This window comes from Lachnoclostridium sp. Marseille-P6806 (assembly GCF_964238185.1).
Classification (GTDB): Bacteria; Bacillota; Clostridia; order Lachnospirales; family Lachnospiraceae; genus Brotaphodocola.
This window is the reverse complement of sequence record NZ_CAXSLG010000007.1, coordinates 116239-136002: the sequence shown is the minus strand read 5'-3', so window position 1 is coordinate 136002 and position 19764 is coordinate 116239. Positions and strand designations below refer to the sequence as shown.

The 19764-nt window shown below is 48.7% G+C and carries 17 protein-coding genes; 12 read left to right on the top strand and 5 right to left on the bottom strand.

All coding sequences use genetic code 11. From position 1 onward, the window contains the following. The first annotated feature begins 11 nt into the window (after positions 1 to 11). The 7 genes from ACESON_RS10530 to ACESON_RS10500 are packed head-to-tail and all read left to right on the top strand — an operon-like array spanning position 12 to position 7188. On the top strand, positions 12 to 1949 hold the full coding sequence (locus tag ACESON_RS10530; protein ID WP_373109739.1) for a V-type ATP synthase subunit I: 1938 nt from the start codon (positions 12 to 14) through the stop codon (positions 1947 to 1949). A 42-nt stretch (positions 1950 to 1991) separates the two neighbouring features. After that, on the top strand, positions 1992 to 2420 hold the full coding sequence (locus ACESON_RS10525; protein WP_177958644.1) for an ATPase: 429 nt from the start codon (positions 1992 to 1994) through the stop codon (positions 2418 to 2420). A gap of 3 nt (positions 2421 to 2423) precedes the next feature. After that, the gene (locus tag ACESON_RS10520) at positions 2424 to 2732 is read left to right on the top strand and encodes a V-type ATP synthase subunit F (protein ID WP_177958645.1); all 309 of its coding nucleotides are present in this window, start codon (positions 2424 to 2426) and stop codon (positions 2730 to 2732) included. 26 nt (positions 2733 to 2758) lie between these two features. Beyond that, a complete protein-coding gene (locus tag ACESON_RS10515; protein ID WP_177958646.1) occupies positions 2759 to 3364 on the top strand; it encodes an ORF6C domain-containing protein in 606 nt (201 codons plus the stop codon). Continuing rightward, positions 3357 to 5123 carry a V-type ATP synthase subunit A gene (locus ACESON_RS10510; RefSeq protein ID WP_177958647.1) on the top strand — a complete coding sequence of 589 codons (1767 nt, stop codon included), beginning with the start codon at positions 3357 to 3359 and terminating at the stop codon, positions 5121 to 5123. The genes ACESON_RS10515 and ACESON_RS10510 overlap by 8 nt, the downstream gene beginning before the upstream one ends. Before the next feature lie 13 nt (positions 5124 to 5136). After that, positions 5137 to 6549, top strand: coding sequence for a V-type ATP synthase subunit B (locus tag ACESON_RS10505; protein WP_373109736.1), 1413 nt, complete (start codon positions 5137 to 5139; stop codon positions 6547 to 6549). A 15-nt stretch (positions 6550 to 6564) separates the two neighbouring features. Beyond that, positions 6565 to 7188 (top strand): V-type ATP synthase subunit D, encoded by a 624-nt coding sequence (locus ACESON_RS10500; protein ID WP_373109734.1) that lies wholly within the window; start codon positions 6565 to 6567, stop codon positions 7186 to 7188. Between the two features lie 54 nt (positions 7189 to 7242). Here ACESON_RS10500 and ACESON_RS10495 read toward each other — a convergent pair whose 3' ends face one another. Both ACESON_RS10495 and ACESON_RS10490 read right to left on the bottom strand, forming a co-directional pair. Then, positions 7243 to 8457 carry an aminotransferase class I/II-fold pyridoxal phosphate-dependent enzyme gene (locus ACESON_RS10495; protein WP_177958924.1) on the bottom strand — a complete coding sequence of 405 codons (1215 nt, stop codon included), beginning with the start codon at positions 8455 to 8457 and terminating at the stop codon, positions 7243 to 7245. A 92-nt stretch (positions 8458 to 8549) separates the two neighbouring features. Further along, the gene (locus ACESON_RS10490; protein WP_373109732.1) at positions 8550 to 9191 is read right to left on the bottom strand and encodes a trimeric intracellular cation channel family protein; all 642 of its coding nucleotides are present in this window, start codon (positions 9189 to 9191) and stop codon (positions 8550 to 8552) included. Between the two features lie 197 nt (positions 9192 to 9388). Here ACESON_RS10490 and ACESON_RS10485 point away from each other — a divergent pair, with 197 nt between their 5' ends. From ACESON_RS10485 to ACESON_RS10475, 3 genes are read left to right on the top strand one after another with little or no spacing between them, the layout of a single operon-like run. Then, a complete protein-coding gene (locus tag ACESON_RS10485; protein WP_177958087.1) occupies positions 9389 to 10078 on the top strand; it encodes a TIGR01906 family membrane protein in 690 nt (229 codons plus the stop codon). Positions 10079 to 10114: 36 nt separating this feature from the next. After that, complete coding sequence (locus ACESON_RS10480) at positions 10115 to 11185, top strand: NADH:flavin oxidoreductase (RefSeq protein WP_373109729.1); 1071 nt, start codon at positions 10115 to 10117, stop codon at positions 11183 to 11185. A gap of 42 nt (positions 11186 to 11227) precedes the next feature. Next, the gene (locus ACESON_RS10475; RefSeq protein ID WP_373109727.1) at positions 11228 to 12805 is read left to right on the top strand and encodes a D-alanyl-D-alanine carboxypeptidase family protein; all 1578 of its coding nucleotides are present in this window, start codon (positions 11228 to 11230) and stop codon (positions 12803 to 12805) included. A 23-nt stretch (positions 12806 to 12828) separates the two neighbouring features. Here the strand turns inward: ACESON_RS10475 and ACESON_RS10470 are convergent, their stop codons facing one another. The 3 genes from ACESON_RS10470 to ACESON_RS10460 all read right to left on the bottom strand — a co-directional run bounded on the left by ACESON_RS10470 (position 12829) and on the right by ACESON_RS10460 (position 16031). Further along, the gene (locus ACESON_RS10470; protein WP_373109725.1) at positions 12829 to 13884 is read right to left on the bottom strand and encodes an exonuclease domain-containing protein; all 1056 of its coding nucleotides are present in this window, start codon (positions 13882 to 13884) and stop codon (positions 12829 to 12831) included. 14 nt (positions 13885 to 13898) lie between these two features. Beyond that, the gene (locus tag ACESON_RS10465; RefSeq protein ID WP_373109723.1) at positions 13899 to 15065 is read right to left on the bottom strand and encodes a DHHA1 domain-containing protein; all 1167 of its coding nucleotides are present in this window, start codon (positions 15063 to 15065) and stop codon (positions 13899 to 13901) included. 93 nt (positions 15066 to 15158) lie between these two features. Then, positions 15159 to 16031, bottom strand: a complete 873-nt coding sequence (locus tag ACESON_RS10460) for a helix-turn-helix domain-containing protein (protein WP_177958082.1) — start codon at positions 16029 to 16031, stop codon at positions 15159 to 15161. Between the two features lie 184 nt (positions 16032 to 16215). Between ACESON_RS10460 and ACESON_RS10455 the strand changes: the two genes are divergently transcribed. Beyond that, complete coding sequence (locus ACESON_RS10455) at positions 16216 to 18717, top strand: TIM-barrel domain-containing protein (protein WP_373109721.1); 2502 nt, start codon at positions 16216 to 16218, stop codon at positions 18715 to 18717. Positions 18718 to 18732: 15 nt separating this feature from the next. After that, positions 18733 to 19755 carry a TRAP transporter substrate-binding protein DctP gene (locus ACESON_RS10450; RefSeq protein ID WP_177958080.1) on the top strand — a complete coding sequence of 341 codons (1023 nt, stop codon included), beginning with the start codon at positions 18733 to 18735 and terminating at the stop codon, positions 19753 to 19755. Positions 19756 to 19764 lie beyond the last annotated feature (9 nt).

Sequence of the window (19764 nt, the reverse complement as noted above, 5' to 3'; positions counted from 1 at the left end):
AGGTTTTACCTGTGATTGAAAAAATGAAGTTTTTAAGCATCGCCGGTCCCAAGGACGATATTGACAGGGTTGTTGAGCAATATCTTTCCAAATATGAAATTCATCTGGAAAATGCCCTGTCTGAGTTAAAGACCGTCGCCAGCTTAAGACCCTACACGGAAACCAATCCGTACAAGGCTGAACTTCAGACGGCAGCCGGGCTTATGGAAAGCTATCACAGCCATCTGACTCAGACCTCTTCCAAAAAGCTTTCTCTGAAGGAAGCCGTGGAAACGGTTCACAGCCTGGACGGAAAATTGCAGACGCTGACAAAACAGAAGGAGGAGCTGGAAAAAGAAGCTGATGTTATCCGCAACTCCATCAACAATGTCATCCCGTTTGCCAATTTAAACTACAATTTAAAAGATATTCTTCACTTTAAGTATGTAAAATTCCGCTTCGGCAGAATGCCCCGGGATTATTACAACAAATTTATGACCTATATTTACAACACTATAGACACGGTGATTCATCCCTGTATGGAAGATGCCGATTACATCTGGGCCGTTTATTTTGTTCCCCAGGCCCTCTGCGACAAAATCGACGCCATCTATGCTTCCATGCACTTTGAGCGCTTCTTTTTGGCCGATGAATATGAAGGTACACCTGAGGTTGCCACCCACACCCTGGAAAGCCGCCTGTCCGACATCTGTGAAAGCATCCGCTCTGTGGAGCAGCAGATTGTCTCTGCCATTGATGAGCAGAAGGAGCAGCTGGCAGCTGCCTACGAAAAGCTCAGTACCTATTCCACCAACTTTGATGTAAGAAAGATGGCAGCCTGCACCAAGCAGGATAACCACACCTTCTACATTCTCTGCGGGTGGATGAGCCAGTCCGACGCAAACGCCTTTCAGCAGGAGGTGGAGCAGGATGAGGATACCTTCTGCTTCGTAGAGGATCAGCATGAAAATATTGTCAGCAAGCCACCGACTAAGCTGAAAAATCCAAAGCTCTTCAAGCCTTTCGAAATGTTTATTCGAATGTATGGTCTTCCCTCCTATGACGAAATCGATCCAACGATCATTCTGGGACTGACCTATTCCTTCCTTTTCGGATTCATGTTTGGAGATGTCGGACAGGGACTCTGCCTGATGATTGGCGGTTTTCTGTTATATCGGGCAAAGAAAATGAATCTGGCAGCGATTATTTCCTGCTGTGGCTTCTTTTCCACAATTTTTGGCTTCATGTTCGGCAGTTTATTTGGATTTGAAACCATTCTGGAACCATTGTGGCTCCATCCCAAAACAGCTATGACGAAGCTGCCCTTTATCGGCAATCTGAATACTGTATTTGTGGTTGCCGTAGCTATGGGTATGGGCATTGTGCTGATGACCATGATCATCAATGTTATTAACCGTCTCCGGTGCCACGACACAGAAAACGCCTGGTTTGATACCAACGGCGTTGCCGGAATCGTCTTTTACGGGGCCCTGGCCGCTACTGTGACCCTTTATATGACCGGTCACGCCCTGCCTGCCACTGCTGTTCTGGTGGTAATGTTTGTACTGCCTCTGGCTGTCATTTTCTTCAAGGAGCCTCTGGCCGCTCTGATAGAAAAGAAGGCGCAGGTTATGCCGAAAGAAAAGGGAATGTTTTTTGTTCAGGGATTTTTTGAACTGTTTGAGGTATGCTTAAGCTACTTCTCCAACACCCTGTCCTTTGTCCGTGTAGGCGCTTTCGCTGTCAGCCACGCCGCCATGATGGAGGTTGTTTTAATGCTGTCAGGCGCTGAAGCAGGCAATCCCAACTGGCTGATTGTCATTCTGGGCAACCTGTTTGTCTGCGGCATGGAGGGCCTGATTGTAGGAATTCAGGTTCTTCGTCTGGAATATTACGAGCTGTTCAGCCGTTTCTACAAGGGAACCGGACGGGAGTTCCGCCCCTACGGCAAAAAAGAACAGGCACAGTAACTGCACTTATTTATTTTACACATAGTAAAGGAGATTAAAATCATGACCTTATTAGCAAAAATTACATTAGCAGCCGCATTACTTTTAAGCATTGCCATTCCCTTTGGCGCCTTTGCCGCAGGGGAAAAAACAAAGGGACGCTATAAAACCGCTCTTGGCATCAACGCACTTCTGTTTGTAGGCACTCTGGTTACAGCCGGTACCCTGATGTTTACCGGAAATGCATTTGCAGCAGAAACTGCTTCCACTGCCTCTAATGCAGCCGGCTGGGGTTATCTGGCAGCCGCTCTTTCTACTGGAATGTCCTGTATCGGCGGCGGTATTGCCGTATCTGCAGCAGCTTCCGCAGCTCTGGGCGCTATCAGCGAGGACGGTTCCATTCTTGGTAAATCCCTCATCTTCGTAGGTCTTGCCGAAGGTGTTTGTCTGTACGGACTGATCATTTCCTTTATGATCCTTGGTAAACTGTAATTTATGAAAATGTATCTCATCAGCGACAACATCGACACCTGGACCGGCATGAAGCTGGCCGGGGTGGATGGCGCTGTTGTCCATGAAAAAGAAGAACTGAAGCAGGAGTTAGATAAGGTTCTGGCCGACAGGGACATCGGAATTGTTCTTCTGACGGAAAAATTCGGACGGGATTTCCCGGATCTGGTAAACGAAGTCCGGTTAAATCACCGTCAGCCGTTATTTGTAGAAATTCCCGATCGCCATGGCACCGGCCGCAAGCCGGATTTTATCACCTCCTATGTAAACGAAGCCATTGGGCTGAAGCTCTGATTATTGACAGAAAGCAGGTGACTGTTTTGACAACTGAGGAAAAATTACAGCATTTTCTGGATACCTGTATGGAGGATGCCAGAACCAGAAGTAACCGGATGCTGGATGAATATATGACCGCGCTGGAGCAGACCTTTGAGGAACACAAGGCCGATGCCCGCCGCCATGCAGACATGCTTCTGCGTCAGGAAACGGAAAAAAACCAGCGGGAAATCAACAAAAAGCTTTCCTTCGAGCAGATAGGAATTAAGCGCACATTGGGTATGAAACAGGAAGAGTTAAAAGATAAGCTCTTTGTGGAATTAAAAGATAAACTGGCTTCCTTTATGGAAACTCCAGATTATCAAAAGCTTTTGGAAAAACAGATTCAGGCAGCTGTAGAGTTTGCAGACGGCGCTCCCATTACGATTTATCTGGATCCGGCTGACAGCGACAAGCTGAACCGTCTGGCCCTTCACCACGGAGCAGCTGATATCCAGATCAGTGAATATTCCTTTTCCGGCGGCTGCCGGGCAGTAATTCCCAGCCGTCATATTCTGATTGACAATTCATTCCGGACCAAGCTGGAAGAGGCCCGGGAAAACTTTCATTTTGATTTAAGTCTTGCGGAGGGAGGTACGGTTCATGACTAAGACCGGTGTTATCTACGGAATCAACGGCCCCATTGTCTATTTGAAGGGCGATCCCGGATTTACCATGAATGAAATGGTCTATGTCGGCAAAGAAAACCTGGTAGGTGAGGTAATCGGCCTGACCTCCAAGGGTACTACCATTCAGGTTTATGAGGAGACTACAGGAATCAAGCCGGGAGAGATCGTGACCGGAACCGGTGCGCCGGTATCTGTTACCCTGGCCCCTGGTATCCTGACCAACATTTTTGACGGCATCGAGCGTCCTTTAAGTGAAATTGCAAAAACAGGCGGCGCTTACATTAACCGCGGCGTCAGCGTAGATTCCCTGGATACAGAGAAAAAATGGCAGGCTCACATGACAGTCAAAAAAGGCGACCTTGTATACGGCGGCACCATCATTGCCGAGGTACCAGAAACTCCCGCCATTGTACACAAGGTAATGGTTCCTCCGGACAAGGAGGGCTATGTACTGGATGTAGTTTCTGACGGGGAATATACAATCAACGAGCCTCTGGTTACCATTCAGGAACCGGACGGTACAGAGACAAAGCTTACTATGACTCAAAAATGGCCCATCCGTGTGGCCCGTCCCACCAGCCGGCGTTTTCCAGCTTCCCAGCCGTTGATTACCGGACAGAGAATCCTGGATACCCTGTTCCCCCTGGCAAAGGGCGGTACCGCTGCTATTCCCGGCGGCTTCGGTACAGGAAAAACCATGACCCAGCACCAGATTGCCAAGTGGTCTGATGCAAATATCATTATCTACATCGGCTGCGGCGAGCGAGGCAATGAGATGACTCAGGTTCTGGAAGAATTCTCAGAGCTGATCGACCCGAAAACAGGACGGCCTCTGATGGATCGAACCACCCTGATTGCCAATACCTCCAATATGCCGGTAGCTGCCCGTGAAGCCAGTCTGTATGCTGGTCTGACCCTGGCTGAGTATTACCGGGACATGGGTTACCATGTTGCCATTATGGCTGACTCCACCTCCCGATGGGCAGAGGCCCTCCGTGAGCTTTCCGGACGTCTGGAGGAAATGCCTGCTGAGGAAGGCTTCCCGGCTTACCTGGCCTCCAAGCTTTCCGCTTTCTATGAGAGAGCCGGAATGATGCAGAACTTAAACGGAACCGAGGGCAGCGTTACTATCATCGGCGCCGTATCTCCCCAGGGCGGAGACTTCTCCGAGCCTGTAACCCAGAACACCAAGCGTTTTGTCCGCTGCTTCTGGGGTCTGGACAAGAGCCTGGCTTATGCCAGACATTTCCCGGCTATTTCCTGGCTTACCAGTTATTCAGAGTATTTAAACGATCTGGGGCCCTGGTACACTGAGCATGTGGATAAAAAGTTTGTGGATTACCGCAACCGGATTGTCTATCTTCTTTCCCAGGAAAGCAGCCTGATGGAAATTGTAAAGCTGATCGGCGGAGACGTACTTCCAGATGACCAGAAACTGATTCTGGAAATTGCAAAAGTGATCCGTGTCGGCTTCCTTCAGCAGAATGCCTTCCACAAAGATGATACCTGCGTCCCTATGGAAAAGCAGTTTAAAATGATGGAAGTGATTCTGTACCTGTACAAGAAATCACGTTCTCTGATTTCCATGGGAATGCCCATGTCTGTATTAAAGGAGAATCCGATTTTCGATAAAGTCATTGCCATCAAATATGATGTTCCCAATGACAATCTGGCTATGCTGGATGATTATAAAAAACAGATTGACGCCTTCTACGATGATGTCGTAGAGAGGAATGCGTAAGGAGGGGTTAGAAATGGCAATTGAATATTTAGGTTTAAGTGCAATTAACGGCCCCATGGTAGTGCTGGAAGGCGTTTCCGGCGCCGCCTACGATGAAATTGTGGAAATGGTCGTAGACGGAAACAAAAAGAAGCTGGGCCGTGTCATTGAGGTTTATGAGGACAAGGCCATCATTCAGGTATTTGAAGGCACAGAGGGACTGGGACTGCGCAATGTTCACACCCGCCTGACCGGACATCCTATGGTTCTGGGCGTTTCCGAGGATATGCTGGGCCGCACCATGAACGGAATCGGCGTTCCCATTGACGGACTGGGTGAAATTGTTCCGGAGAAAATGCTGGATGTAAATGGCCAGCCCTTAAACCCGGTTACGCGGGAATATCCCAGAAACTATATCCGGACCGGTATCTCTGCGATTGACGGACTGATGACTCTGATCCGGGGACAGAAGCTTCCGATTTTCTCCGGAAACGGTCTGCCCCATGATCAGCTGGCTGCCCAGATTGTGCAGCAGGCTTCTCTGGGCGATGACTCTGACGAGGAATTTGCCATTGTCTTTGCCGCCATGGGTGTTAAGCATGATGTGGCGGATTTCTTCCGCCGGACCTTTGAGGAAAGCGGTGTTTCCTCCCATGTAGCCATGTTTTTAAACCTGGCCAACGACCCGGTGGTAGAGCGTCTGATTACTCCCAAGGTTGCCCTGACCCTGGCTGAATATCTGGCCTTTGAAAAGAATATGCACATTCTGGTAATCCTGACGGATATGACCTCCTTTGCCGAAGCCATGCGTGAGGTTTCCTCCTCCAAGGGAGAGATTCCTTCCCGAAAGGGCTTCCCCGGATATCTCTACAGTGAGCTGGCCGCTCTGTACGAGCGTGCCGGAATTGTAAAGGGCATCAACGGCTCTGTCACCCAGATCCCCATTCTGACCATGCCCAATGATGATATTACCCATCCTATTCCGGACCTGACCGGTTACATTACAGAAGGACAGATTGTTCTGGATCGCTCCTTAAATGGACAGTCCATCTATCCGCCCATTAACGTACTGCCCAGCCTGTCCCGTCTGATGAAGGACGGTATCGGCGAGGGCTTTACCAGAGCCGATCATCAGGCTGTAGCCAACCAGCTCTTTTCCTGCTACGCCAAGGTAGGCGATGCCCGTGCTCTGGCTTCCGTTATCGGTGAGGATGAGCTGTCGCCTCTGGATAAAAAATACCTTGTTTTCGGAAAAGCCTTTGAGGAACAGTTTGTGGGACAGGATCCCCATGACAACCGGAATATTATCAAAACTCTGGATATTGGCTGGAAGCTTTTAGGCCTCCTTCCCAGAGAAGAGCTTGACCGGATTGACACCAAGATTCTGGATCAGTATTATCAGCCGGCTTCCCCGGAGGAACAGGACGGTTCTTCCGATGTCCGGTAAGCAGGAGGGATCGCCATGAATCCGAATACATTTCCAACAAAAGGAAATCTGATTCTTGCAAAAAATTCCCTGGCTCTTGCCAGCCAGGGATATGAACTGATGGACAAGAAGAGAAATATTCTTCTGCGGGAGCTGATGGGCTTAATCGATCAGGCAAAGGACATCCAGTCTGAGATCGACTCTACCTTCCGCGAAGCCTATCAGGCTCTTCAGAAGGCCAATATTGAACTGGGAATTCATTATGTGCAGGATATTGCGGCCTCTGTTCCCTTAGAACAGTCTATCCGCATCAAAACCCGCAGTATTATGGGCACTGAAATTCCCCTGGTTCAGTCCCAGTCTGACTGGCCCAATCTGACCTATGCCTTTTACAGTTCATCGGAGGCTCTGGATCGGGCCCGGATGAATTTTGAAAAGGTAAAGGAACTGACTATCAAGCTGTCTATGGTAGAAAATTCCGCCTACCGGCTTGCCAGCAGTATCCGCAAAACCCAGAAACGGGCCAATGCTCTGAAAAACATTACCATTCCGACCTATCAGAATCTTGTCACTACCATCAGCAATGCGCTGGAGGAAAAGGACAGAGAGGAATTTACCAGACTGAAGGTCATTAAAAGAAGCAAGTCTTCAGATAATTAAAAATGAGGGCGAAGCCCAATCAATTCACGGTTGATTGGGCTTCGCCCTCAGATTTTATCCTGCATTGAACACATACTTATCCAGACGTTCAAAAGCTTCTTTAACACGAGAAAGAGGCAGAGCCAGATTCATACGCAGATGGAAGGGACCATGGAACATCCGTCCATCCTGAACCGCTACTCCCACCTTCCAGGCCGCCTGCTCAACCTCATCAATGGTCTTGCCATGAGCTTCACACCACCTGGTACAATCGATAAACAGCATATAGGTTCCCTCCGGCCTGCTGACCTCCAGTCCCTCAAAATGCTCTTTGATATAATTACAGGCATAGTCTACATTTTCTGCCAGCACCTGACGAAGCTCATCAACCCACTCATATCCTTCTGGCTGGTAAGCCCCCAGCAGCGCATGCATGGAAAGCACGTTCATGCTGTTGTAATGACTCAAAGAAGACTCCTTCTCCACACGCTCTCGAATCCACGGATTATAAATAATATGATAGCTTCCTACCAGACCTGCCAGATTGAAGGTCTTTGAAGGCGCATACACAGCGACAGTACGGCTGCGGGCATCCTCACTGACCGACTGAGTTGGAATATGTCTATGTCCGTCCAGAATCAAGTCAGACCAGATCTCGTCAGAAACAACGTAAACATCGTGCTTCTGATACAGTTCCATTGCCCGTTCCAGTTCCCATCTCTCCCATACACGGCCGCATGGATTATGAGGGCTACACAAAATTGCCGCATGGATTCTGTTCTCAACAATCTTTTTCTCCATGTCCGCATAGTCCATGCGCCATACGCCGTTTTCATCCTGAACCAGCGGGCTGTGAACAATGTTGTAGCCGTTATTTTTGAGAGATTTGGTAAAACCAATATAGGTCGGCTGATGAACCAACACATTGTCGCCTCTGGAACAGAATACATTCAGAGCGCTGATAACGCCTCCTAACACGCCATTTTCATAGCCAATATGCTCCGGTCTCAGGCCGGTTACTCCATTTCGTTTCTCCTGCCATTGAATAATTGCATCAAAATATTCGTCTGTCGGATCAAAATATCCGTATGCCGGATGCTCTGCCCTCCTGATAATTGCCTCTGGAACCGTCGGTACAGTCGGGAAATTCATATCTGCTACCCACATGGGGATTACATCAAAGCCTTCCTCCGGCTTTTCCGGTGCAAATCCATCTCTTGTTCCCAGCCCGTCCACTGCGATTGCATCTTTTCCGTGGCGATCCATAATTGATGTAAAATCGTACTTCATCCTCGCGTCCTCCTCATATGTCTATATGATAAATGTCCCTTTTGCAGCTGTCAACAGATAGGAGAGGGGACCACTTCTCCCGCAGCTATTTTTCATAGCGCCCGCGGCAGATTCCACTTATAATGGCGGGCCAGAACTCGGATCACCACCACCAGGGATGCACTGAGAATCAGATCCCATTCGCTTTCCAGAACCTTCTGCAAAAGCATATAGCTGACCGCCCCTGCCAGAGACGCGCAGGCATACACATGGCGGCGCAGCACAGCCGGAGTTTCTCCCGCCATAATATCACGGAGAACGCCTCCGCCCACACCGGTAATCACTCCCAGGAAAATCATCAAGAAGTTATATTCCCCAAAGCCTGCCGTAATTGCTGTATCAATTCCCACTACCGTAAAAGCTCCCAGGCCAACAGCATCCAGAATATTCATAACCCGCTCATACCAGAGAGAGCTTAACGCCTCTATGGTAATACGGCGGCACTTAATAATCAGAAACAGGCAAAGGACAGCAACAAACGCGGCCATCACATAAACCGGATTCGTAAACAGAGCCGGCGGATGAATCCCTATCAGAATATCGCGGATCATGCCTCCCCCTACTGCTGTTGTCACACCCAGCACAATAATTCCAAGCAAATCCAGATTTTTCTTAATTGCCACCATTGCTCCGGAACAGGCAAAGGCCACAGTTCCGATAATCTCAACAATAAAAAATACTGTAATTGTTTCCATCTCATACTCTCCTGATGTATTAATTTCCCATCTCTCTGTTCAATATATAGTTCCCTTTCTGAAAAGTCAACCCGGCTTTTGCCGATATTGTTCGTTTTTCTTCATGGATCCTTAAGGTCCCCTGCCGCCGTTTTGGTAGACGATGATTAAAAAATATAGTATACTTGGAATGAAAATTAGGAAAGGAATACTTGCTCATGAAGCTTTTCCACAATCTGCTGGGACTGATCTTTTCCTTTGCTCTCATGGCGGTTCTTCTGATTACCTCCATTGAGGCAGTTACCTACTGGACTCCTGGCTATTATGAGAAAGAATACACAAAATATCAGGTTTTAGAAGCTGTTGACATGGAAATGGACGATCTGCTGGAGGTTACCGATGAAATGATGGCCTACCTGCGGGGAGACCGAAAGGATCTCCATGTTCCCACGATTGTAGCTGGCCAGCCCCGGGAATTTTTCAATGAACGGGAAATTGCCCATATGGAAGACGTTCGGGGACTTTTTCTTGCGGCCATTACCATCCGCCGCATCTGTTTTCTGGTTATGGCCGCCTGTGCAGCTCTTCTGATTGTTCTGAAGGCAGAGACAAAGCGGATTCTGCCGCGGATGATCTGTGGAGGTACCGTTCTTTTTTTTACCATCCTGGCGCTGTTGGCAGGCATCATATCCACAGATTTCAGTAAATATTTTATTATTTTCCACAAAATCTTCTTCACCAATGACCTGTGGATTCTGGATCCCGCTACAGATTTGTTGATAAACATTGTTCCGGAGCCGTTTTTTGTGGATACTGCAGTACGGATTGCCGTAACTTACGGAATTTCCGTCATTGCCGTTTTTTCTGCCTGCGTTATTTGGCTGAAAAAACAGAAAAAACAAAAATAAGAAAGAAAAACCTGTTTTCACCAAGGAGGTGCTGTTATGACCCATTTGTTTGACCCGATTACCATTGGCAATACTACCTTAAAGAACAGAATTGTTTTTGCCCCCTCCAGTTTTGGCCCCGGCGGTGCAGAGTGGTACGAAGCTCTGGCGAAAGGCGGCTGCGGCATGATTGTTGCAGCAGATCTGTCCGTAGTCCCCTCTATGTTTGGGGGAATTGCTCTGGACAGCGACGCCTCAGCTGCACCTCTCCGAAAGGCCATAGAAATCTGTCACCAGTATGGCTGCAAAATTTCCGCCCAGCTGTTTCATCCCGAGTATGACGTTATAAAAATCCGAGAGCTCTATCGCCTGGAAGGGCGGACAAACCCGCAGAAGGTACGGGCCGAGCTGGCTCTCAGCACTAAGACCTTCTGTGATACGGTTTCCCCGGAACATATTCAGGATATCCTCGCTGCCTACGAGGCTGCTGCCCGTCGGGCAGCGGACCTGGGCTTTGATATGATTCAGATTCACGGCGATCGGCTGACCGGAAGCTTTACCTCCCCCAATTTCAATCACCGGACTGATGAATGGGGCGCCTGGGATCGGTTTGCCCTGGAAGCAGTCCGGGCTGTGCGGCGCGGCGCTCCGGCGCTTCCGCTGGACTACAAGCTGACTGTCCGCACTGAGGATCCGGCTTATGGGCGCGGCGGAATATCCATGGCCCAGGTGCCTGAATTTGTCCGCAGCCTGGAGGAAGCATCCATTGACTGCTTCCATGTTTCTCTGGCTAATCATACAGTCACCGAGGATACCATTCCCCCGGCAAAGCATCCGTATTTCCAGGGCGAAGCCTGCTTTTCCTTCCTTGCCCGTCTGGTTAAAAAGCACACCGAAAAGCCGGTCTGCTGTGTTGGAAAAATCCAGTCCCCGGAAACTGCCGAGGCCCTCTGCGAGGAAGGAATTGAGCTGATTGGCATGTGCCGTCAGCTGATTGCAGATCCTCAGTGGCCGGAAAAGGTCCGCACCGGCCGCGCCGGAGAGATTACCCGCTGCCTCTATTGCAACAAAAAATGTGTAGGGGCTTTAAAAACCGGACAGACAGTGGGATGTGTCCTTCATTCCTGATAGAATCGCTGCTGTCTCCGGTTTGTCTTATGGAGAATAACGATGAAACGATTTACAGCCTTTTTTCTGAGTCTGGTCCTTCTGTGCAGTTCCTTCTGCAGCACAGCCTTTGCCGCGGCAGAATGGCCGGACAATATTTCCATTTCCGCAGAGGGCGGAATTGTTATGGACGCCGGCTCCGGCGCTGTCCTCTACGGGAAAAATATCCATACCGCCTATTTTCCCGCCAGTATTACGAAAATACTGACTGCGCTGATTGTGATTGAAAACTGCGATATGGACGATATTGTAACCTTTTCCCGCAATGCGGTTCACAATGTAGAGCCGGGAAGCACCAGCGCCGGTATGGATGTGGGCGATCAGCTGACTGTCCGTGACTGTCTGTATGCCCTGGTTCTCCGCTCTGCCAATGAAGTGGCCAATGCCCTGGCAGAGCACACTGCCGGTTCCATAGAAGCCTTTGCTGATATGATGAATGAACGTGCCGCCTCCTTAGGCTGCACAGATTCCCATTTCTGTAACCCCAGCGGACTAAATAACCCAAATCACTATACATCGGCCTATGACATGGCTCTGATTGCTCAGGCCGCCTTTCAGAATGAGGCCTTTGTCACCATTGATTCCACATTGTACTATGATCTTCCGCCCACCAAGCGGAATCCTGACGGCTTTCGTATTTATCCGGGACACCGGATGATGAAAAAAAATGCGCCTCAGTATTATCCCGGAATCATTGGCGGGAAAACTGGCTACACCTCTCTGGCAGGAAATACTCTGGTCACCTGCGCGGAAAAAAACAACACTCGCCTGATTGCTGTTGTTTTAAATGGACATCAGACTCACTATACAGATACCAAGGCACTGCTGGATTTTGGATTTTCCAGCTTTCAGTCTCTGAAAGCCGCAGAAATAGATACTGCCCATTCATCCGTGGCTAATGATATGACGATTGCCGGACTGCCTACTACGGATCTGTCCGTACTCTCTATTCAGAAAGACTGCCGGATTTCCCTTCCGAAGCTTGCCGATCCGGCTGATATTACCTCCTCCATCTCCTACGAGCTTCCTCCTGCAGCGCCTCAGGATGCAGTAGCACAGATTTCCTACGAATACGGAGGACACGCCGTTGGCGCCGCCTATCTAATCCGCCAGGAGCCGGATACTGCTGCACGGGAAGCTGATATCGCCATGGCAAGAGCCATGACCTTTGATGAAACTGCCGCCCTTTCTCCAACAGGCGAAGACAACGCTCCGGCAGCTCTTTCTGGAGATCTTCCCGTATCTTCCGAAGAAGAGGAATCCGGCAGTACCGAACCGCCGGACACTCCCGCTTTCCAGCTGTACATTCCTCAGGGCATGAAAACCGGGCTGATTCTGTTTGTCGTTCTGGGAATTGTGGGCGGAGGACTTCTTGTTCTGAAATTCCATATTGAAAAACAGGAAGCCGTTGAACGGGCCACCCGCTATCAGCGCCGTCAGAAACGCCTGGAGGATATTGGCATGTCCACTGCAGAATTTGATCTTCTCATGGAAAAAAAGCGGACTGATTCAGCTCTGAAACAAAGTCAGCCAAAGAAAAGACCACGAAATCATCCGTCCTTTCTGGACAGAAAAAATTAAAAGAAAGAGGAATTCCAAACCTGTTACTGATTCGGAATTCCTCTTTCTTTTTTTGCTTTTTTACCTTTTTTCTTTCTTGTTTTATTGGCCGCCGCCTCCTGGCGCTGACGCTGACGCTTTGCCCTGCTGCGCTCAGCCCGCTTCTTTTTCAGCTCCTCTTTTTTATTGATAACAAAGGCTGCGCCTTCCTCATCTGTCAGCTTCAGAGTCTTTACTACAAACACCCGATCCCTGTCTGCCTTTTTGATGCGGATTTTTCCTTTCAAATATCCATGCTCCGGACAGACTGCCAGAGAAAAATACATTTTCTGGTTGGCCGTAAACCACCGGATCTTTTTTCGCAGGCTTTTGCCGCAGAGATAACATTTCGTGGAGGTGACTCCCCGATCCTTCATGGCATCCTCACGGGACTCAAACACACGGGACACATATTTGGAATAGCCGGGAAATGTTACCTGGATCTCCTCTTTTTTGTTTCCCGGAAGCCGGTAATAATCAACCGACTGAAAAGGAAGGAGAGCTTCTGCCCCTGTTTTTTCCACCAGACAGGCCAGAACCCGACCGGTGTAATAGGCATCATCCAAAGCCCTGTGAAACGGCCGTTTCTCTAAAAGCCCCTCCTGTTCCACTGCCGCATCCAGAGACAGTCTAGCTCCCTCTGCTGTAAATAGTCCGTACAGCTTCTGCACATCATAATAAAACAAAGGGAAGGGAAAGGGAGCTTCCATTCCGTAATATGCCATATTTCTCTGCAGCTCTGTCAGATCCATGGAACCCCAGGTACCATATACCGGCTCTTCACCGCACCAGCAGAGAAACTGTCTGGCTGCCTCGGGAAAATCCATCCCCCGGGCCTTCAGCTCCTCCATATTCATATGAGTCACTTCTGATATCATATGATGCATCTGGCCATAGACCTGAGGCCGAATCAGTCGGTGAAACTCATCCACCATCTGAAAATTCTCATCCAGCTTTACTGCACCAATCTCAATAATCTCAAAAGGGAAATCTGCTACCGAATCCTCCCGTCCCCGGGGACTCTGATTCCACTCTAAATCAAATATAATATAATTCTTCATAATGGACGATTATATCATAAAGAAATGATTTTGCATAGGCAGTCCTCAATGGCTTTCGGATCTCCCTGAACCGTACCCTGAACCATTGGTCCCTTGCCGCCTCCTCTTCCTTCAAAATGGCTGTAAAACTCCTTTAAAACCTGCTTTAAATCTATGGAATTGCTTCCCAGAGTAAACTGGTATCCGCCCTCTTCCTTTCCCAGGAAAATCCCGCAGACGCCGCTGCATTTTTCTTTTCCTGCATCTACAAAACGGCGGACCGCATTCTTGTCCAGATCCTCTTCAAATACAAAATAGTTGACGGTTCCTTCCGGAAGATCCTCCAGCTTTTTCTCCAGATACCGGGTCTGCATCTGAATTGCCCTTCCCTTCCAGAGAAGCGCCTCCTCCCGGAGACGTTCAACCGCTTCCGCCGCCTCATAGGGCTTTGCAGACAAAAGCCGGGAAATCTCCCGCACATTGTCCTCCTTCATCCGGTAATCCTCCAGAGACCGGAAACCGCATACCATTGTCACACGGGTTCCGCCCTTGTAATTGACTGCATCCACCAGCTTAATCAGGCCAATTTCACCGGTTCGGGATACGTGGGGTGCACAGCAGGCGCATACATCGTATCCAGGTACCGTCACAATCCGCACCTGTCCGGCCAGTTCTTTTTTACTCCTGTACTCCAGAGCCGCCAGCTCTTCCCTAGTGGGATACTCCACCCGGATCTCCAGATTGGCAGCCACAGCCTCATTGGCCTCTGTCTCAATGCGGCGCAGCTGCCCCGGCTCAAAAGTTCCGTTAAAATCCAGAGTCACCGCTTCATTGCCCAGATGAAAGCCCACATTGTCATATCCAAAATACCGGTGCACCAGACCAGATACAATATGCTCGCCGGAGTGCTGCTGCATTCTGGAAAATCTTTCCTTGTAGTCGATTTCGCCATGTACCGTTTGTCCCGGCATCAGAGGCTTCTTCATCATATGAATCACCTCACCCTCCCGCTCCTTTACATCCTCTACGGGAATACCGTCAATTACACCGGGATCCGCATACTGGCCTCCGCCCTCCGGAAAAAATACCGTCCGGTCCAGAATCACCTCATACCATTCCTTTTTTTCATTCCACTGACAGGATACCACCTGAGCCTCAAATTCTTTTCTGTGGCTGTCCTGATAATATAATTTCTCTGTCATAATCTTTTCTCCATATCTCGCCATGCCTCTGCTTCTGCAGAATCGCTTCTTTCTATTGTAGCAGGCAGGAGCCGTTCCGTCCAGACCTATCCCTTAACGGTTATCCTGCCCTCCCTTACGCTTCCTGATGCCTCCGACATAAATCTCCAGATTTTTATGGCTCTTGCGGTATCCGGAAGGCGTCATTCCCGTCACAGCTTTAAACACCCGGTTAAAATGCGTCAGATTAGAAAACCCCATTTCTCTGCTGATCTCCGTAATACTCTTATCTGTCTCCATAATCCTTCTCTGAGCATTCATGATTCTGGTAACATTCACATACTGAATCACCGTACTGTTGGTATATGCCTTAAATTCCCGGCAGAGATAATAGCTGCTCACATAAAAGCGTTCCGCCAGACTTTCCAGAGTAATATTCTCATCAAAATGGCGGTGAATATAATGCATTACCTGCCCCATTCTTGTTTTCTGCTCTGTTTTTACCGGTTCCGCCACCCGCTTTTGACGGGCCAACAGATACAGAAGAAGATTCAAAAGAGAGTGCTGACATTCTCTTTTGAAATCCGCTTCCTCCTCCTGTTCCCGCAAAAGCTCTCCGAGAATTCGGTGTATCATCTGGCTGTCTCTGAGCCCCATACTGTACATGCCGTTGGCCTGATCCAGCAACGAGGCCAGCTCCGGTACATCCACGTCCTCCCTGCGAAAATACAGCACAATTCTCCGGAAAGGCATATCCTTTTTTCCATAAGAATAATGCATAATGTAGGGAGAAAACAACATCAGCTCCCCCGGCTTAAGCACATAGAGCTCATCCTGAAGACGCTGATACCTCTCTCCTTTTTCCAGATAATACAGCTCATAATAATTGTGATAATGGGGCTGGGTCATATTGTCATTGACCCCTGCAATCCGCTCACAGGCAATCTCCGCCCCCTGCGCCATCATAATTCCCGCCTGATCAATCATAGCCCTTTCTCCTCAGCAGTATCTGCATAAAAACACTGTTAAAATTTGTAATTTCTGTCAATGCAAAAGCAAGATATGTAAAATATTATACTATTCTACGCAAAATCTGTCTAGTTTTGATGCTTTCAATTTCTTATAATACAGGCACATCGACTTCAAAAGATTTACCAAGGAGGTTTACAAAATGAAAGTTTGCACTACTGCATTTGCCGTAACAAAACAGGGCTCCGGCTTTTCCATCGCAACCAACTGTGTGGAAATCCGCCTGCTGTTTCTGACAGATTCCATTCTGCGGATCCGGGCCGGTTTTGAAGGAGATTTTGCAGAAGAATCCTACAGTCTTGTTATGACTGCATGGGAAGATCGCATGGATGGTTTTCTGAAAAATTACAGAAAGCGGATCCAGCCTGCTGACGCAATTCTGGAGGACGGAGAAGAAAAAGCAGTCATCCGCGGAAAAGAACTGACCGTAGTTATCGAAAAATCCCCATTCCGCATCTGCGTATATGATCAGGACAATACTCTGCTTCATGCCGATATTGTGGATCTGGCCTACCAGGAAGACTCCAACCGCCGCCGTATTCATACCAGCGAAATCACCCCCCAGGACTGCTTCTATGGATTTGGCGAAAAAAGCGGTGACTTCAATAAAGCGCAAAAATTCATGGGCATGAGCCCCAAGGACGCTATGGGCTACAACCCGAAGGAAACCGACTCCCTTTACAAGCACATTCCCTTTTATATTAAACTGAACCGGGATACCAGAAAGGCTGTCGGCTATTTTTACCACAATACCTGCGAATGCGATTTTGACATGGGACGTGAAAAAAGCAATTACTGGAAAATGCACAGCCGCTACCGTACAGACGGCGGTGACATTGATCTCTTTTTAATCGCCGGTCCCTCTGTCCGTCAGGTTGTGGAACGCTATACCGACCTGACCGGAAAATCCGCTCTGCTCCCCCGCTATGCCCTGGGTTATCTTGGTTCCTCCATGTACTACCCGGAACTGGAAAAGGACTGTGATGACGCTATCACAGAATTCATTGATACAACCAGAGAAGAGGGCATTCCCGTAGATGGATTCCAGCTTTCCTCCGGATACTGTACTGTAGAAACGGACAAAGGCGTAAAACGCTGTGTATTTACCTGGAATAAAAAAAGATTTAAGGATCCTAAGGATTTCTTCCATCAGATGAAGATCCGGGGTGTTACCGTAACCCCCAACATAAAACCCGGTATTCTTCTGATTCACCCCATGCTGGAAGAAATGAAGAAGAAAAACATGTTTGTCAAGTCCAGCACCAGTGAAGAACCAGGCGTAGGAACCTGGTGGGGCGGACAGGGTGTGTTTGTGGATTTTACCAAAGAATCTGCCCGCGAAGACTGGAAGTCTCTGCTGAAGGAAAATGTGCTGGATTACGGAACCTGCTCTATCTGGAATGATAACTGTGAATATGACAGTATGGTAGATAAGGACTGCCGCTGTGATTTCGAGGGCAAGGGAGGCACCATCGGACAGCTGAAATCCGTTATGTCCAATATTATGTGCCACGTTACAGACGAAGCCATTCACGAGACCTTTGAAAATACCAGACCCTATATTGTCTGCCGTTCCGGCCACTGCGGAATCCAGCGGTATGCCCAGACCTGGGCAGGCGATAACCTGACCTGCTGGGATTCCCTGAAATACAACATTGCCACTATTCTTGGCATGGGTCTGTCCGGCGTAGCCAGTCAGGGCTGCGACATCGGCGGCTTTTACGGTCCGGCTCCGGAAGGCGAGCTCTTCCTGCGCTGGGTTCAGAACGGAATTTTCCAGCCCCGCTTCTCCATCCACTCTACCAATACGGACAACACCGTAACAGAGCCCTGGATGTATAGTGATTACAAAGATGAGATCCGCCGCGCCATTGAATTCCGTTATCAGTTAAGCCCCTATCTGTATTCTCTGACAGACCGGGCCCACAGAATCGGACTTCCCATTATGGAAGCCATGTGCAGCGCATTCCAGAATGATCCTAACTGCTATGATGAAGGCGTTGACTTTATGCTGGGAGATTCCCTCCTGGTTGCAAACGTAGTAGAAAAAGGCGCGTCTTCCAGAAGCATCTATCTTCCGGAGGGCAATACCTTTTACGATTTTTATACCAGAACCCCCTATGAAGGCGGACAGACTATCGAAATTCCTGTTACCTTAAGCAGCATTCCTCTCTTTGTAAAAAGCGGAGCCATCCTGCCCATGGCAACGAATCCCATGACCAATCTTGCCACTCAGCAGGCCACCGGTCTGACCATTCTCTGCGCGGCAGATAAGGACGGCGAATTTGAGCTTTACGAGGATGACGGTGTTTCCATGGATTACGAACAGGGCGGCTGTCTGAGAACTCATATTTCCATGAAAACCGGCGAAAGAACCTGTCTGGACTTTACGCAGGAAGGACATTATGAGACAGCTGTGGAAACCATGGCCATTGACATGATTCACAGAGAAAAAGCGCCCTACTGGGTAACCCTTGACGGCAAAGAGCTTCCTCATTTCCTTCACAGAAGAAAATTTGAAGAGGCAGAATGCGGATGGTACTACAGCCAGCGGCTGAAATCCGTTCAGATCAAATACAAAAACCCGAAAAAGGATTACCGTCTTCTGGTTTCCTTTGAACAGTTTGATTTAATTGGAATGTAAGGGGGTACTTGTTTTATGAAAAAATTAGCAGCATTTGCACTGACACTGAGCCTTGCAGCAGCTTCCCTCACAGGCTGCGCCTCTGGCGGAGCCGCCACAAGCGCCCAGGCAACCGCAGAAAATCCCATGGTTCTGACTCTGGCTCACGGCCTAAGTGAAACCCATACCGTACATATTGCCATGACCGAGTTTGCAGAAAAAGTAGAAGAAGGCACAGACGGAAGAATCCAGATTCGGATTCTTCCCAACGGCCAGCTGGGATCTGAAAATGAAAATATGGAGCAGCTTATGGCTGGCGTTATTTCCATGACTAAGGTATCTGCCCCTGGTCTGGCTACCTACAACGAGGCCTATCACACCTTTGGCCTTCCCTATATTTTTGACGATACGGAAAATTTCTATCATGTCATGGATTCCCAGCCCATGCGTGACTTTTTCCTGTCCACTGCCGATGACGGCTTTGTTACTCTGACCTACTACACCTCCGGCGCCCGTTCTTTTTATACTATTAATAAGCCAATCCGGACTCCGGAGGATTTAAAGGGATTAAAAATCCGTGTTCAGGATATGAAATCCCAGACTGATATGTTAAAGGCTCTGGGCGGCATTCCTGTTGCCATGTCCTACGGAGATGTTTATACCTCTCTTCAGACAGGAATTATTGACGGAACTGAAAATAATGAAACTGCCCTGACTACAGGAAAGCACGGCGAAATCTGCAAGGTGTATTCTACCGATCAGCATGCCATGATTCCTGATGTTCTGGTTATGAGCGCCAAAACATGGACTTCCATCAGCCCTGAGGATCAGAAGGTCATTCTGGATGCAGCCTATGCATCCACAGAAAGCCACAAGATCGCCTGGGATGCAGCCATTGAGGAAGCCATTCAGGAAGCATCCACTCAGATGAATGTGGAATTTGTCAATGATGTAGATAAAGACGCTTTCCGAAATGCAACAAGCGGCATGGTAAATGAATACTGCCAGGAATATCCGGGTGTTCAGAACCTGATCGATATTATCAATTCCGTTAAATAAAGGGGGAGG